Genomic DNA, 14,386 nt, shown 5'->3' on the forward strand with positions numbered 1-14,386 from the left:
GGGGGGGGCGCCCCGCGGTGCGGTTCGCCGGGATGCGGTCTTACTGCCCCTGGGCGCGATAGCGTGCCTCGGTGGCCTCCTTGGCCGGGCGCCACCAGGACTCGTTCTCCACGTACCAGTCGATGGTGGCCTTGAGCCCCTCGGCGAAGTCGGTGTGCGCCGGCCTCCAGCCCAGCTCGCGCTGGAGCTTCGTGCTGTCGATGGCGTAGCGGCGGTCGTGGCCGGGGCGGTCGGCGACCCAGTCGAAGTCCTCGGGGTCGCGCCCCATGGCCTCGAGGATCATGCGCAGGACCGTGGTGTTGTTCTTCTCTCCGTCGGCCCCGATGAGGTAGGTCTCCCCCATGCGGCCCTTGGTCAGGATATCCCAGACGGCCGAGGAGTGGTCCTCTGTGTGGATCCAGTCGCGGACGTTCTCGCCGCGGCCGTAGAGCTTGGGGCGCACGCCGTCGATGATGTTGGTGATCTGCCTGGGGATGAACTTCTCCACGTGCTGGTAGGGTCCGTAGTTGTTGGAGCAGTTGGAGATCGTGGTCCGAAGCCCGTAGGTGCGGGTCCATGCGCGGACCAGCATGTCGGAGGACGCCTTGGTCGAGCTGTACGGGGAGCTCGGGTGGTACGGCGTCTCCTCAGTGAACTTGGCGGGGTCGTCGAGCGCCAGGTCGCCGTAGACCTCGTCGGTGGAGACGTGGTGGTAGCGGACGCCATATTTGCGGACGGCCTCCAGCAGGCGGAAGGTGCCCTCCACGTTGGTGCGCAGGAACGGCTCGGGGTCGGCGATGGAGTTGTCGTTGTGGCTCTCTGCGGCGTAGTGCACGATGGCGTCGTGGCCCGGGACGATCCTGTCCAGCAGCTCCGCGTCGCAGATGTCGCCCACGACGAGCTCCACGCGGTCCGAGGGCAGCCCGGCGATGTTCTCGGGGTTGCCGGCGTAGGTCAGCTTGTCCAGGACGGTGACGTGCACGTCGGGGTGGTTGTTCACGACGTGGTGCACGAAGTTGCTGCCGATGAAGCCGCAGCCGCCCGTGACGATGATGTTCCTGGGCTCGAAGAGCTCTTCAGACATATCTGCATCTCCCATTGAATCGTTTAGTACTCGCGCGGGCTGTTGACGATCTCGCCGGCGGCGACCTTCTTCAGGTGCTGGCCGTAGACCGACTTGCCGTAGGCCGCGGCCGCCTCCTCCAGCCGCGCCGTGTCGATCCAGCCGTTCTCCCAGGCGATCTCCTCGGGCACCGAGACCGGTAGGTCCTGGGAGTGCTCGACGGCGCGGACGAACTCCGCCGCCTCGTGGAGCGACTCCATGGTGCCGGTGTCCAGCCACGCGTAGCCGCGGCCGAGGGTCACCACGGAGAGCGTCCCCTCCTCCAGGTACATCTGGTTGAGCGTGGTGATCTCCAGCTCCCCGCGGGCGGAAGGCTGAACCTTGTGGGCCTTGGCGGCGACGTCGCCCGGGTAGAAGTACAGGCCGGTGACGGCGTAGGAGCTCTTAGGCTCGGCGGGCTTCTCCTCGATGGAGACGGCCCTCCCCTCGCGGTCGAACTCCACGACGCCGAAGCGCTCGGGGTCGTCCACGTGATAGCCGAAGACAGTGGCACGGCCCGACTCGGCGTTCTGGACGGCGCGCGTCAGGTGGCGCGACAGGCCGTTGCCGTAGAAGATGTTGTCGCCCAGCACGAGGGCGCACGGCTCGCCGGCGATGAAGTCCTCGCCGATGGTGAAGGCCTGAGCCAGGCCGTCGGGGCTGGGCTGCTCGGCGTAGGAGAGGTTGACGCCGTAGCGGGAGCCGTCGCCGAGCAGGCGCTCGAAGTTAGGCAGGTCCGTCGGCGTGGAGATCACCAGGATGTCCCGGATGCCCGCCAGCATGAGGGTGGACAGCGGGTAGTAAATCATGGGCTTGTCGTAAACCGGCAGCAGCTGCTTGGAGGTCACGAGCGTGAGCGGGTACAGGCGTGTTCCGGACCCGCCCGCGAGAATGATGCCTTTCATTTAATCTGTCCTCTACAATCGAAATGCGCTTTAGATCGAGTGATAAATAAGACTTGGGTATCCTATTTTGCTAAACCCCCTCATTCTTAACGAAATAGGCAAGGTAATGACTGCGGAATATGGCTACCTGAATTGCCCCTTCCATTTTTCAATGCTCGACCAAGGGAGATTGATTCTGGTTATTTCAGGTTGGTTAATCCAATCAGCCATTTTGAGTAAAAAGTCATCTTCTCGTTCGAAAACAGGAAGTCCGGTATCTTCACCGATGATCGCGTGCCAAATGTTGGTAATGGACTCACTTTGCTTCAACGCTATGAAAAGCGCCAGTATCGAAAATCAATTTATAATCCCACAATGATGTGAATTCGTTCGGGCAAATAACGACCGCAAAGTGATACAAGCGAATAAGATCCGGCAAGAGTTAGCGCCCAAACAGCAAATGTCGAAACACCAAGTGGAATGACGAATAATCCAAGCAGTTTCCAAACGGCCTTGAGAACAAGTATATGGCAGAGGTAGATTCCAAAAGAGGCGTTCCCAAGGTCAACAAGCAAAGTAGAAGATAATCGCGACTTGAATGATCCCGGAACCGCCATAAGAAGCGCGATCACAGCTAAAGAGGTCGCGGCAGAACCGAGCTTAAGCTGAGTTGTGGCCATATTGAAATCGCCAGTCAAATACCACCAGAAGCCTGCGACCTCCTGAATTATTAAAAATATAAAGAGCACTGCAACAAGCTGAGTGGTTCGTCCTTCAATGAGCGCAGCCCAACGCCTCCAGTCGAGACCGAAAACATAAAAGATGAGCCACATGGGGCAGAAAACCTGTATTAGAGGCAATGCGATACCGGCAACGGCAGCGAGCTCCCTTAGAAGCAAGCAAGCCGGTGTCACACAATAGATAAAGAACCTATACCGTGAAAGGAGCCTGAACAGTACCGGAGTAAGCAGCACAAGCTGTGAATAGACCAATAGATAGTACATCTGAGCCGATACGGAGCCCACGGCGAACGCCAGAAACCCAGACGCCCATGAAGGGCGGGGAAACGCCGCAAGATAGATAACGCTCCAGAACGCATAAGGTCCGGCAACCTTGCTAATGCGGCGTCGAAGACCCCCCCGCATTAAATTTGCGCTCGTCGGTAAGAACACCGGATAAAAACAAGAACAACGCAACAGAAAAGTTGAGGAATGGGCGAATGGCGACCGACGCGGCACATTGAGGAAGACAGTGGATAAGCACCACTGCGGAAATCGCAAGCCCACGAAGAGCTTGAAGGTAGCGATCCTTGGCCATCTAGGCTCTCCTTCCAACGAGTCTCTTTAGTCGTCGTTTAATACCACCAAGCTTGCGGCGGACACGCTGCCAGAGAGTGGGACGGAAATCCCACTTGTCCATGAGATCTGGGATGGAAAGCCCGGCAGACACGTCGTTCAAGAACTCGTCGCGCTTTGGATAAGGCGTGACAGAATGGACGAGGCTAGGGTTGCCCGCGATTACCCCATCAAGCGTCGCCGGACCGTTTGCAGTAAGCCCAGAAATAGCCTCGAATGCCCGCACGCCCTTCTCGGTATTGCATAGGACGGCAGATACGCCCTTGGAGTTGTCGACCTCGGGATGGGTATTCTGGAACCCCCAGAAATCACCGAGCGTGATATCGGCGCCGCTGGAGCGCTTTGCTGGACATGCCAGACAGGACGAACGAAGGCTCGCATTGGCCAGAAACGCTTTCATGTACCAGTCTTTGCCGAATATCTGGGACTCGGTGTCCCCGGTGTTGTCTTTCTCCGCTATGTGCTTGTACATAGCGGAGTAAGACAACCATCCGGTTGTCTTACTCCGCATATTGACGTCGCAGACGTCCGACCCGAAGGCCTCACCACGGTAGTCGACCCAGCGCGACCAGAGCTCTGGAGACGGAACACCGTGGCAGATGACGTCGACGCCGAGGAAGAGGTCAGAGTCGGCGAGTTTCCCCAGGTATGAGCGCATGCCAGCCACCTGACATGCAGTACCGGCAAAGAGCGCCGGCCTGCCTTCACGCAGGGCAGCGCGGACGCCCTCGAAGACGCCGCGGCCAACCGCGCTCTGAACGTATTTCGAGCGCATAACGGCGCCGAGCGCCGGCCTGTCCTCCACGAGCACGTGACGAAGCTCGCGGCAACCGTCCGTCCACGCGGCGCCCGCCACAACACCACCGCGCGAGAGAGCGTCACCGGCGAGTAGACCGAACACGCCGCCCGACGACGATCTATCGAGCAAGCCGACGTCATGAGCCTTCGCCCAGAGGGCGAACTCGCACCCGTCCTCCCCAGGGGCGTTGAGCGCCGGGCATACGGCGTCGCACGCCCCGCAGCCTACGCACCCGGAGGCGTCGACGGTGGGGTGTAGGAAGCCACAATCATCGGGTTCCATGGAGATGCATGACTTGGGGCAGCGGGCAGCGCACGCGCCGCAGCCGCAGCAACGGTCGCCAAGCGAGACGACCCTCGGGGATTTCTCGGAATCATTCATGATGGACCCTATCTAAGGAACGGGAGACGAGAGACGACCGCGATACGTTCGTCCTTCGTTAGGACGGCGAGCCAAAGGGCGACGGCGAAAAGCGCACTGTAAACGGCGCCCCACTCGAGGAACGCGGGCCATCCGTTGACGGGCAGGACCGCCGTGCCAGCGAGGCAGGCGACGGTGACGGCAGCCCAGGCGAGCAGCACCGGCAGGTTCCGCTTCCAGAAAAAGAGCATGTCGAGACCGACCCGCTTCTGGTAGTACCAGTTCATCCACAGTCCGTTGCCGAGCACGATGCTGACGACATAGGCGATCGCGGGGGCCCACGGCCCCAGCGCCGGGGCGGCCGCGGCGCTGAAGGCAACGTTCCCGACCGCCATCGCAAGGTAGACGAGACTCCTGGCGTGGTGCATGTTCTTGGCCCTCTGGATCTCGATGCCGACGTTCTGACAGAGGGGCACCATGACGGGTAGCGTCATGGCGAGCACGAGCCAGTAGGCCTCGGCGAAGCCCGGGCCCGCCCACCTCGTCACGAAAAACTTCCCAAGAATAGCGAAACCTCCGTACACCCAGCAAAACAGTACCATCTGGTAGCGGCCCACGCGCGTCATAAGGCGAGTGAGCTCGGCGTTGTCGTCCGAGGTGGCGACGATGCGGTTGACCTTCGGAATGAAGACGTTCGACATCGTGGTGGAGAGCGAGTAGAAGACCTGGCGGATGTTCACGGCCACCGCGAACAGCGATACCGCAGTCGCGCCCGAGATGGCCCCCAGCATGATGTTGGGCACGCTCTGATTGACCATCTCGCAGACCTGGTTACCGAAGATCCAGGCACTGAAGGCGGCGATGCCGCGCATGACGCCCCAGTCGGCGCCCCTGAGCTCGAAGCGCATGCCCAGCACGACGATGGCGTAGCGCGCGTTGAGGGCGAGCAGGACGAGGTTCACCGCGAGCTGTGCTAGGGCAACGCCCACGGGCCCCATACCGGCGGCCAGCAGGGCCCAGGCGCACAGCGGCGTCGCAAGCGTGGTGACGAGCTGCCTGGTCTGCTGGTAGACGAAGCGCTCGTGCGCCGTGATGTAGGAATTGAACACGACGGTGAACAACGTCGAGGCGACGTTGAGCGTCATGATGGCGAGCAGCTCCCGGGCGAGCGAGACCTGCGCCTCGGTGAACCCGGCCGAGAACACCGCGCCGGCGTTTGCGGAGAAGCCCATGCCGAGGGCGACCGCCGCGGCTGTGACGGCGACGTAAAGCGTGAGGTACATGCCGTTCAGGTGCCGGATGTCGCGCTCGCCGCCGTGCGCCACCGTCTGCGTGTAGAAGCGCACGTAGGCCTCGGAGAAGCCGAAGGACAGGAGCGTCAGCGAGAAGACAAAGGAGTTCGAGCTCTGGAAGACGCCGTAGTCCGCCTGCCCCACGTAGGACAGTAGCATCGGCGTGTAGACGAGGTTGACGAGGTTCTTTGCGAGGATGTTGGCGTAGCCGAGGAGGGCGCCCGCCTTACGCTGGCTAGCCACGGGCGGCCTCCGAGGGAATGCTCAATCCACATCTATCGAGGAATTCAACAACGATCTTCCTCTGAGCTGCCAACCTGTCATACGCCTTTGAATAGTCACTCTCGAGCAGTTCCGAATTACATACGGAAAGAATTGACCGCTCAACGAAAGAAACACCCAGCTCGCTGGCTAGCGTGTCGAATCGGCTGCTCATGTCTGGACCAGTGGACTCACGAGGGCAATAAATCAGCGGCTTCCCGAACAAGATCGAAAAAATTGATCCGTGATATGAATCTGTCGCTACAAGCTTTGCGTGACGGACGGCATAGAGGAACTCTGAAGGCCCGAGGGCGTAGTAGCGCGCATCCCCTAGTAAATCGACCCTCTTGCAGCTAAGTGAATCACAGATTTCGGCAACCCTCTCTTCGTAAGTTGCACTCCCGAGGAAGTACGTCAATACATAATCATTTGGAAGCCCGCAGTGCGGCTCTTTTTCATACCTTTCCCACCAGGAGCCGTCAAACATCAGTGTTGGGTCAATCAACACCTCGGCCTTTAAGCCGTACAGACTGTTTATAAGCTCGGCGCTCTTCTGCTCACGAACGGACAGCCTATCAAACCCGTCGAAATAGCCGTGGAACAGCTCACGCTTCTCCTCGGGAATCGTCGGAGCTGCCAAGCTTGGCGAAAAAGCAATGCGCTTTTCTCTTGGCGAAAACGTGAGAAACATAGTGGAGTTAGCGTCAGGGGAATACGGAGACCAAACTTGGTCGCTCCCAGCAACGAAAAAGTCATAGGATTTAATGTCACGTGGAGGGTTGGAATCAGATATAACCTCCCGGCTAAAGGAAATGTTACGGGAATTGAAATCCTCAAACGAACGATGCCTCTGGATGTGGGCAACGGCAAGCCCCTTTGGAATGAGCGAAGCCAAAGACTTGAGCTTGTATTTGGCAGATCTCGAGTCCTTCTGTCTGAACGTAAGGACATCTGCACCCGAGAGTTTGAGAGTTTCTTGGACAGCAAGGTTCTGGAGCCTCTGCCCATAGTTGTCCCCATGCGTAAATGTGGAAATGCCTATTTTCATGTTCAAACCTGTTCTTCGTCTCTATCAATAATCAAATAGTCTGCAGCCGAGGAATTCCACGACCAAGCCAGCGCTCCACAGAGCAGCAGTAGGCACAAGCAGCAGTTCACCCTTGTAAAGCACTGCGTATACAGAAAGGTAATAAGAATTGTTAGCAAAAGGAGCAAACGAACAATCCGGCCATTAGATCCTTTTTCCTGCTCCATAAACTCACTAACCACGGAGTGGAAAAACGCTACATACGCTGCCGTCTCCCAAACCCCCATGAGAATCAAGAAAGACCCCATATCCGCTTGACCAAAGTGGTTAAACGACATGAACCCGGACGCGTAGAAGCTTGAGGCTCCAAGACCCTCTCCGAGACTCCATGTAGCCGGTCTCAAGAGAGCGAAGCCGATGATAGCAATCCTCTCGTTACTGCCGTCGGCAGCAGTACTGACGGAAGCTGAACTGCCAACCATATCGAACAGACCAAACACTTGCGTATCCACGAGGATCTGGAACGCAGGCACCAAGGCGTATGCAATTGTCAGGATAAAATACAAGGCGACAAGCCAAAAGAAGGGACCCGAAACATCCGCTTCTCCTCTCATGACTGAAATAAGCCAGAACATCACTAAAACGAGAGGAAGGATTATGAAGAGCGCCTTATTATCGTTGAGTGTCGCAAGATAGAAGGACAGGACGATAAGGCAGACGTTGTAAGCGATGGCAAGGGATGGCCAGAGAGGACCCCGAAGCCTCCTAATCCAGACGAAGTTGTAGAGCACGACGAATGAAGTGTAAAGGGCCACCGCATGGACGGACGCATAAGAGAACAGGCCGGAGATATTGTCCTCGAAGTAACTGATGTCGTTCGTTGTCGCAGCGATCATCCCATGGGTAGAGTACTGGATAAACATGATCGCCATATTGAGAAGCAATATGGCGTTGAAGACCGGAAAACCTGCATCAAAGAGTCCAAGAAGAAAATCCCTCTTGTTAGTGACCAAAAGAAAGAAGTAAAGCGTATAGACAAACGGGTAGAGGAGCAGCAAAATATTCGCCCTAAACGTTTCCATATTGCCACCCAAGAGGGCACCAGACAGCCACCCTGCAACGGTAATCAGCCCAAGTAGTAGCGCTCTACCGCTATATTTCCATCCGGAGAAGAGCGCCCTCACGCAAATCATGCCGGTAATTACCCAGTTGAGGTATCGCCCCAGACCATAGTACTCAAGGAAGAAAACCTGCGCCAAGATACCTATAACGATCGTCGCATCCGCCAGGTCACCCATGCAAACGGTTAGAACGCCTTGCTTATTAGGGAGATACCAACGACCTCTTCGACCAGCCCGCTCCTCCGCTTTATTTATAACGAACCTCGCATGCCTATGATCTTGCATTGAGTACCTCCAGCAGCACACGTTCAATCAGCCTCGTGTGCATGTGAACTCCCGTGTTGAGACCTACCGAGGAGCATGGAAGCAGGTCTACGATCTCATCTGAATCGACAAGATCGAGTGGACCAGGCTTTCCGCTCCTGAAACGATTGACCTCCCTGATAAGCCGGCTCTTATCCCTAAACAGCCCGATTAGCTCCTCCTCGTTATTCAGCACCAAACCGGACCCATGCTCAACGACAAAGTCGGCGACATTGCCTGCACATGCACTCGAAATCGTATAAGCGTTTGCGGAGTAAGATTCCATACAGGTGTAGCTATAGGTCTCTGGACAAGATGGCCACATGACAACGATGGCAATCTCGCACTCCCTGAGAGAGTCGGTCATGGCATTTGGGTGCTTCTCATCAAATTCGACAAACCGCTTGTTCATCCCTGGATACATATCGTTCGAGCTGTTGAAGACGAAGAACTCGTACTCTTGTTCATCGACCGCAGATACGAGGCGAAGCCAGGTCTCCCAGCCCTTTGTCTTCCTCGGCATCCCCAGAAAGGCAACCCTGATGCGCTCCCCTGCGTTCAGAGGACGTCTGTTGCCCAGATACTCTCCAAGCAGCTTTTGGTGCGGTATTACATCAACAAGGCCCTCGTATTGGGGCCTGAATGAGAGAAACCGATTCTTCGTATAGGTCGAAGGTGCAACAAAACGGAGATTTTTGATGGAGTCAAACAGCCCTTGGATCTTCGACTCCACACGAAGGCTGTTACTGAAGTGGGGGCATTTCTCGCAGGGAGCGTCGCCGAGCCTTGAGCTGTCACAAAAGCCGCTCCTATTTTGGAGGTTATAGCTTGTACAACACAGGTAATAGTCGTGGAGAAAGGCCCTGACCGGTGTTTTGCCTGTAACTTTTAGCAGTTCGGAGACTTTCTCAAGGCTCACGTACAGAAGGTGGTGGATATGAAGCTCAAGAAGGCTGAAGCCGCTTTTTTGCCAGCTGCAAAGGGCCTCGCACACCTGGGCAATACTGAAAACACCAGCCTCCACCCCGTCGACCGTAACCCCGAATTCGCAAAATAGCATCTGGTCGTCCCTGAACAGGGTCTTCTTAACCGAGTGGAGATAGACGTAACTTATGCCGTGCGACGCCATGGCCTGCTGACTCGCCATAATAGCCTTTGGGGTGCCGGTCTTGTCCTTGAGATAGTCGCAAAAGGCAAGCGCTAGGACGTACCCACTATTGTGCGGTTTGGGGATGCTTTTACTCATATCATCGCTTCCCAAACAAGAGGAGAGATCTATTGAAAAGGCCCTCTTGTAGACTGCCGAAATTCAGCCTCGAAGAGAAAGAAACCCTGCACCTAGCCATGAAAGAAGCGTCCATTTTCGATACCAACTCTCCAAGAGCACGCTCTGGAGGAAGAATGCAGTCGGAATAAGTTGAAAGAAGTCCAGTAACTTGCTTTGCAAGAGTAATCTCTCGCGGATGACAAAAACTATTGATTTTCTCAATCACTTTAGATGGTAAATCAGTACTCACACCGACCACATTACGACCATGCTGGCGATATCCCATATGAGGAGAAGCATCGAAAACAATCCGATAACCCAGCAGCACGCATAGATTAGCTATCAGCTTATCATGCATGATGACGGGATGGGGCAGCTCATGCAAGCAAACAACTTCCCAAATACGCCTATCAAATACTTGCGTACATCCCATAGGTGACCCAATGCAAAGCTGGTTGAGAGGGTCGTTATCTCGATAAGATATGCACCTTTGTTGCCCATAGGTTAACCGGCCCATCTCATTACCAGCTGAATCTACAAGTCTTGAATTGCAATGATAAAGAGCCAAATTCTCCTGCTTCTTAAGCTGTTTAATCGCAGTTATCAGTTTATCGCTATCCCAAATATCATCTTGGTCGGAAAACGCATAGTAATCAGCTTCGGGAGCATTCCGCAACAACGTCAAAAACCCTAAAGCAGGTCCTAGGTTTTCTCCTGTTAACAAAGTCAGACTGCCCTCATCTGCATAGCGCTGCAGAAGATCACGAGTACCATCAGATGACCCGTCATCACGGACAAAAAGACGTACGTCAACTTCAGCCTGCGAGAGAATGCTGTCAATTTGTTCTGAAATAAATGGGATGCCGTTGTATGACGCCATTAATACGACGCACTTTGGCACCTTGGAATTACTCAACATATGGATTACCTTATCATTAATGCCTAAAGCAAACGCTCTCGATGTGTTAACCCCTGAGCAAACCCAGTGCAAGCAGTATATCCTTGACCAAGTACTTGGCGCAGTCTTTTGGCCTCGCCCTGAGAACGAGTCGGTTAACCCGTACCCCGTTACGAAAGCCGTCCATAAAGGTATTTCTTTCTATAGGCTTCGTCGAAGGACGTTGAAGCTGTTCATTGTTGGCCACAGCTAGACCAGGATCAACCGGCAAAAGCTCAAGGTCCGTCATTTCTAACAGTTCTCGACCCTTGTCTGTCTGCACAAGTGCGAGGGATATCCCGTTCGCGACCTCATCAGAAAGCTCGCTACCCCATGAATCGCCAAGCGTAATATCGGAGACACGATCACCCTTGGCGTAGCGGCAGGAGTAGCAGCCTTCCGTATACGGTAAACCCGAGAGGAAAGCAATCGAGTAGCGATCGCGGACACCCGTCCTACCCACAGTTTCAGCTCCGCGATAGCGGAGCTGAAACTGGACTTTCTTTCGAAAGTCCAGTATCAGCTCATTAGACAGGTTGTTACCTGTCTCTTCCAAGAATCGGCTCAGGACCTTGGGGGACGGTGAACCATGACAGATAAGGTCGATGGTGTAAAGGGAATCGGCTAAACGGCTTCCAACGAAGTTACGCATCGCAGCAACCTGACAAGGAAGACCGATAAAGAGAACCCTTTGACCACCTTGCAGGGCCTCCCTAACTTCGCGGTACGCACCAAGCGGATTGCTTTTGACGTATTTGGAGCCTTGGGCCCTCCTCAAGTAATCCGCATCAGAAGTGAGGTGGAACCGGAACTCACCGCCCTCCTGTGCACATGAACACACTAATCCATTTGACGCCACAAACGCCTCCGAGATGGCCGTAGCCAGACCCCCGGACGAAGATGACATTCTGAGCGATGTATCTTTCGCCCACCCCTGTAGCCACTCGAGAGGACGCAACGAAGATGGGGATACCATCTGGGGACACGTTTTCTCGCACAGTCCACATCCCACGCACCTTGTAGGATCAATACGGGCGTTATACGCCTCAATCGTATCCTCAATGGCAATCGCTCCATGTCGGCATGAATCGACGCAGGCCATACAGCCAGCGCACATATCCTTCTTGCATACCGTCCTAGTGCCAACGTTTGACAATGCCCTACTCCTCAATCATGCTCTTGAGCTGCGCTAGGGACTTCTCCCTCTCCGCACCCATCACGTCGTTGACCCGACCAAAGTCAATCTGCTTGGATGCTAACTCGACATCATCTAGATTCTGAAGCACTCTGTCCGTGAGGTCCGTGAGTCGCAGAATACTCACGTTCCTGCTCGAGGTTCCGTTCTTGGGCAGCACTTCTACCAGCGGCGTATTGAGATTTATGGCAAAAGCCGTACCGTGGAACGAGTCCGTGACTAGGCATGCTGCGTTGTCGACATACGAGAGAAACTCAGCAAGCGTCGGCAGCCACTTGAACTTGCCCTCGCGTGAGGCCTGGTGCAGGCTTGCGGAGATCCGTATCAGGGGCAAGCCAAGCTTTTTGGCAACCTTCACGGCGTACTGCCCCACCGTCGGGTCGCTGTGAATCTGGTAGACGAGGATGTATTCGCCCTTCGGGGCAGGTGCCGCCATCCTTCTCCACGCCTCGCCATCAAGCAGCAGCGTGGGATCGACAACCTGTCCGGCCTCTATGCCCCACGAGGCAAGCTGCTCGCGCGCGGCATCCTCGCGTACGAACACGGCCTCATATGCTCGAAGGTCCTCGAGAAACCTGGGGCGCACGCTATCCGGGATATTCTTCTTACCAAAGCTTGCCGCATATGAGATGCGCCTTGCGCCCTCGGGAGCAAACTCAAGCGCGTATGACAGGTCGTATGCGCCCGAGCTGATGGGACCCCACACCTGATCGCTTCCAGTCATATAGACATCGGCCTTGGGCGGATTAGCCTTCAGCTCCTCCAGGGATGCATAGTGAGGGCTCATCTTAAGCAGCTGGGAACGCTCACGCGCAAACCGCTTGCCCGCCACCCTTGTCTCAGGCTCCATCAGAAGTCTGTAGACAGACTTCTTCAACGGGTTCCCGTTCCAGGACGGCTTTGTCGAAAGAAGCGTCCTCACCTGCTGGGATACGTCCTCACAAGCAGGTACATAGTCCATAATCTCGAACTCATGCCCCAAGCTCTCTACCGCTCGTTGTGTCGCATATGCCTGGAGCAGGGAGCCATAATTAGAGATTGCGTGCCTGGTTATGCAGGATACTTTCACGTGTTTCCTCCGATTGATATCGAGCAACCGCTATTTCTGAATTTTTGCATTCGATTTTTCCACCCGGCTGCACTACAGCGCCTCCTCAGTCTCGTACACGTGCGCGTCGGCTCGGCTTGCGTCGGAAAGGCCGTCGTTGATCGCGGCGTGCATGTCGCAGGTGGAAAGAGCGTCCAGCTCCTCCTTCGTCACCTTGCCCGACTCGTAGTCGCGCACGATGGGGAGCTCGTGCATGTCGAACTTCTTGCCGGGCTTGAGCTTGTGCGCCAGCACCCACGACGCGGGTTTCCAGATGTACTTGTGCATGGCAGGAGACACGGAGCCGATCATCCAGCAGTTGCGGTCGCAGTGGCGCACGCAGCCGCGCACTTTCTCGGCCTGGGCGCTCTCCCACAGCTCATCCCAAGACTCGTCGTTAAGGTTGCCCATAACGAGCTTCTCCTTGGTGCCGTTGCAGGGCATGACGTCGCCGTAGGGGTCGATGAAGAACGTGTCGAACGCCATATCGCACGGGAGCAGGCGCTTCTGCCCATAGATGTAGTTGATGAGGCCCATGTTGAAGTACGCGCGGAACCACTTCTTGGGCTCGTTGGACTTGAGGAGCTCGTTTACCAGGTCCTCGAAGTTCTGGGCCACCATGGGACGGTCCTTGATGATGTTCTTCGCCTCGACAAAGTAGAAGCTGTTGTGCAGGCTGGCGGTGGCGAACTCCATGCCGAGCTCGTCGGAAAGCTTGTACAGTGGCACCAAGTCCGCAGCGTTGCGATCCTGCACCGTCATGCCAAAGCCCACGTCCGGGTGCTTCATTTCCACGAGCTTCTTGAGCGTCTCGTAGCCGCGGTTGAAGCCGTTCTGGAGACCGCGGATCTCATCGTTGGTCTGCTGCAGACCCTCGATGGAGATGCGGATTCCCACCTGGGGGAATTCCTCGGCAAGGGCGATGATGCGGTCGGTGAAGAAGCCGTTGGTGGAGATGACGATGCGGTCGGACTTCTTGTACAGCTCGCGCACGATATCCGCAAGGTCGGTCCTGATGAAGGGCTCGCCACCGGTGATGTTGGTGAAGTACATGCGCGGGAGCTTCTTGATCACGTCGAGGGAGAGCTCCTCCTCCGGACGGCTGGGAGCCTTGTAGCGGTTGCACATGGTGCAGCGCGCGTTGCAGCGGTACGTTACGATTACGGTTCCGTTGAGTTTCTTCTCGGCCATGGGTTAGGCCACCACCTTCCGGTCAATTAGTTCTTGATACAGGGAGACGAGATTCCGGATGTATTTCTCTTGATTACAGTTCTCTGCCACGAATGAACGGCAATGCGCGCTCATCGCGGCGTAAGCCGCAGGATCGGCGGCCACCGCCGCACCCCTACGGATTGCATCTGCGAGTCCTGCCTCATCGTGGGCTTCAGCCAGGAAGCCCGTTTCACCCTCACGTACC

The 14,386-nt window shown here is 56.1% G+C and carries 14 protein-coding genes and 1 pseudogene; all 15 read right to left on the reverse strand.

Going from position 1 to position 14,386, the window contains the following annotated elements; genetic code table 11:
* Window positions 1-40 precede the first annotated feature (40 nt).
* Entirely contained in the window at window positions 41-1,063 is a 1,023-nt protein-coding gene (rfbB, locus tag ARB25_RS08350; RefSeq protein ID WP_055287317.1) for a dTDP-glucose 4,6-dehydratase, read from the reverse strand.
* Between the two features lie 23 nt (window positions 1,064-1,086).
* On the reverse strand, window positions 1,087-1,986 hold the full coding sequence (rfbA, locus tag ARB25_RS08355; protein ID WP_055287319.1) for a glucose-1-phosphate thymidylyltransferase RfbA: 900 nt from the start codon (window positions 1,984-1,986) through the stop codon (window positions 1,087-1,089).
* A 341-nt stretch (window positions 1,987-2,327) separates the two neighbouring features.
* A complete protein-coding gene (locus ARB25_RS08360) occupies window positions 2,328-3,110 on the reverse strand; it encodes an acyltransferase family protein (RefSeq protein WP_055287321.1) in 783 nt (260 codons plus the stop codon).
* Window positions 3,082-3,282, reverse strand: a complete 201-nt coding sequence (locus ARB25_RS10180; protein ID WP_055287323.1) for a hypothetical protein — start codon at window positions 3,280-3,282, stop codon at window positions 3,082-3,084. Before ARB25_RS10180 ends, ARB25_RS08360 begins: the two co-directional genes overlap by 29 nt.
* Complete coding sequence (locus ARB25_RS08370) at window positions 3,283-4,500, reverse strand: Coenzyme F420 hydrogenase/dehydrogenase, beta subunit C-terminal domain (protein ID WP_082421943.1); 1,218 nt, start codon at window positions 4,498-4,500, stop codon at window positions 3,283-3,285.
* Between the two features lie 8 nt (window positions 4,501-4,508).
* Window positions 4,509-6,014 (reverse strand): lipopolysaccharide biosynthesis protein, encoded by a 1,506-nt coding sequence (locus ARB25_RS08375; RefSeq protein WP_055287327.1) that lies wholly within the window; start codon window positions 6,012-6,014, stop codon window positions 4,509-4,511.
* Window positions 6,007-7,080 carry a polysaccharide pyruvyl transferase family protein gene (locus ARB25_RS08380; RefSeq protein WP_055287329.1) on the reverse strand — a complete coding sequence of 358 codons (1,074 nt, stop codon included), beginning with the start codon at window positions 7,078-7,080 and terminating at the stop codon, window positions 6,007-6,009. The genes ARB25_RS08375 and ARB25_RS08380 overlap by 8 nt, the downstream gene beginning before the upstream one ends.
* A gap of 2 nt (window positions 7,081-7,082) precedes the next feature.
* Window positions 7,083-8,357 carry a hypothetical protein gene (locus tag ARB25_RS08385; RefSeq protein ID WP_055287331.1) on the reverse strand — a complete coding sequence of 425 codons (1,275 nt, stop codon included), beginning with the start codon at window positions 8,355-8,357 and terminating at the stop codon, window positions 7,083-7,085.
* A 94-nt stretch (window positions 8,358-8,451) separates the two neighbouring features.
* The gene (locus ARB25_RS08390; protein WP_055287332.1) at window positions 8,452-9,729 is read right to left on the reverse strand and encodes a glycosyltransferase family protein; all 1,278 of its coding nucleotides are present in this window, start codon (window positions 9,727-9,729) and stop codon (window positions 8,452-8,454) included.
* 1 nt (window position 9,730) lies between these two features.
* Window positions 9,731-10,669 carry a glycosyltransferase gene (locus ARB25_RS09850; protein WP_082421944.1) on the reverse strand — a complete coding sequence of 313 codons (939 nt, stop codon included), beginning with the start codon at window positions 10,667-10,669 and terminating at the stop codon, window positions 9,731-9,733.
* A gap of 46 nt (window positions 10,670-10,715) precedes the next feature.
* Window positions 10,716-11,546, reverse strand: coding sequence for a Coenzyme F420 hydrogenase/dehydrogenase, beta subunit C-terminal domain (locus ARB25_RS08395; protein WP_233540610.1), 831 nt, complete (start codon window positions 11,544-11,546; stop codon window positions 10,716-10,718).
* 117 nt (window positions 11,547-11,663) lie between these two features.
* Window positions 11,664-11,804 (reverse strand): annotated as a pseudogene (locus ARB25_RS10435) (4Fe-4S dicluster domain-containing protein); the annotation flags it as partial.
* Between the two features lie 43 nt (window positions 11,805-11,847).
* Window positions 11,848-12,951: a polysaccharide pyruvyl transferase family protein gene (locus tag ARB25_RS08400; RefSeq protein ID WP_035138275.1), complete on the reverse strand. Its 1,104-nt coding sequence runs from the start codon at window positions 12,949-12,951 to the stop codon at window positions 11,848-11,850.
* Between the two features lie 72 nt (window positions 12,952-13,023).
* On the reverse strand, window positions 13,024-14,160 hold the full coding sequence (locus ARB25_RS08405; RefSeq protein WP_035138273.1) for a radical SAM protein: 1,137 nt from the start codon (window positions 14,158-14,160) through the stop codon (window positions 13,024-13,026).
* A gap of 3 nt (window positions 14,161-14,163) precedes the next feature.
* On the reverse strand, window positions 14,164-14,386 hold a 223-nt coding region (locus ARB25_RS10255; protein ID WP_216595140.1), incomplete at its 5' end, for a glycosyltransferase.

This window comes from Collinsella aerofaciens (genome assembly GCF_001405375.1).
Lineage (GTDB): Bacteria > Actinomycetota > Coriobacteriia > Coriobacteriales > Coriobacteriaceae > Collinsella > Collinsella aerofaciens_F.

Coding starts and splice junctions, on each gene's coding strand:
- rfbB (WP_055287317.1), bottom strand. CDS start 1,063: ATGTCTGAAGAGCTCTTCGAGCCCAGGAACATCATCGTCACGGGCGGC.
- rfbA (WP_055287319.1), bottom strand. CDS start 1,986: ATGAAAGGCATCATTCTCGCGGGCGGGTCCGGAACACGCCTGTACCCG.
- ARB25_RS08360 (WP_055287321.1), bottom strand. CDS start 3,110: ATGCGGGGGGGTCTTCGACGCCGCATTAGCAAGGTTGCCGGACCTTAT.
- ARB25_RS10180 (WP_055287323.1), bottom strand. CDS start 3,282: ATGGCCAAGGATCGCTACCTTCAAGCTCTTCGTGGGCTTGCGATTTCC.
- ARB25_RS08370 (WP_082421943.1), bottom strand. CDS start 4,500: ATGAATGATTCCGAGAAATCCCCGAGGGTCGTCTCGCTTGGCGACCGT.
- ARB25_RS08380 (WP_055287329.1), bottom strand. CDS start 7,080: ATGAAAATAGGCATTTCCACATTTACGCATGGGGACAACTATGGGCAG.
- ARB25_RS08385 (WP_055287331.1), bottom strand. CDS start 8,357: ATGGGTGACCTGGCGGATGCGACGATCGTTATAGGTATCTTGGCGCAG.
- ARB25_RS08390 (WP_055287332.1), bottom strand. CDS start 9,729: ATGAGTAAAAGCATCCCCAAACCGCACAATAGTGGGTACGTCCTAGCG.
- ARB25_RS09850 (WP_082421944.1), bottom strand. CDS start 10,669: ATGTTGAGTAATTCCAAGGTGCCAAAGTGCGTCGTATTAATGGCGTCA.
- ARB25_RS08405 (WP_035138273.1), bottom strand. CDS start 14,160: ATGGCCGAGAAGAAACTCAACGGAACCGTAATCGTAACGTACCGCTGC.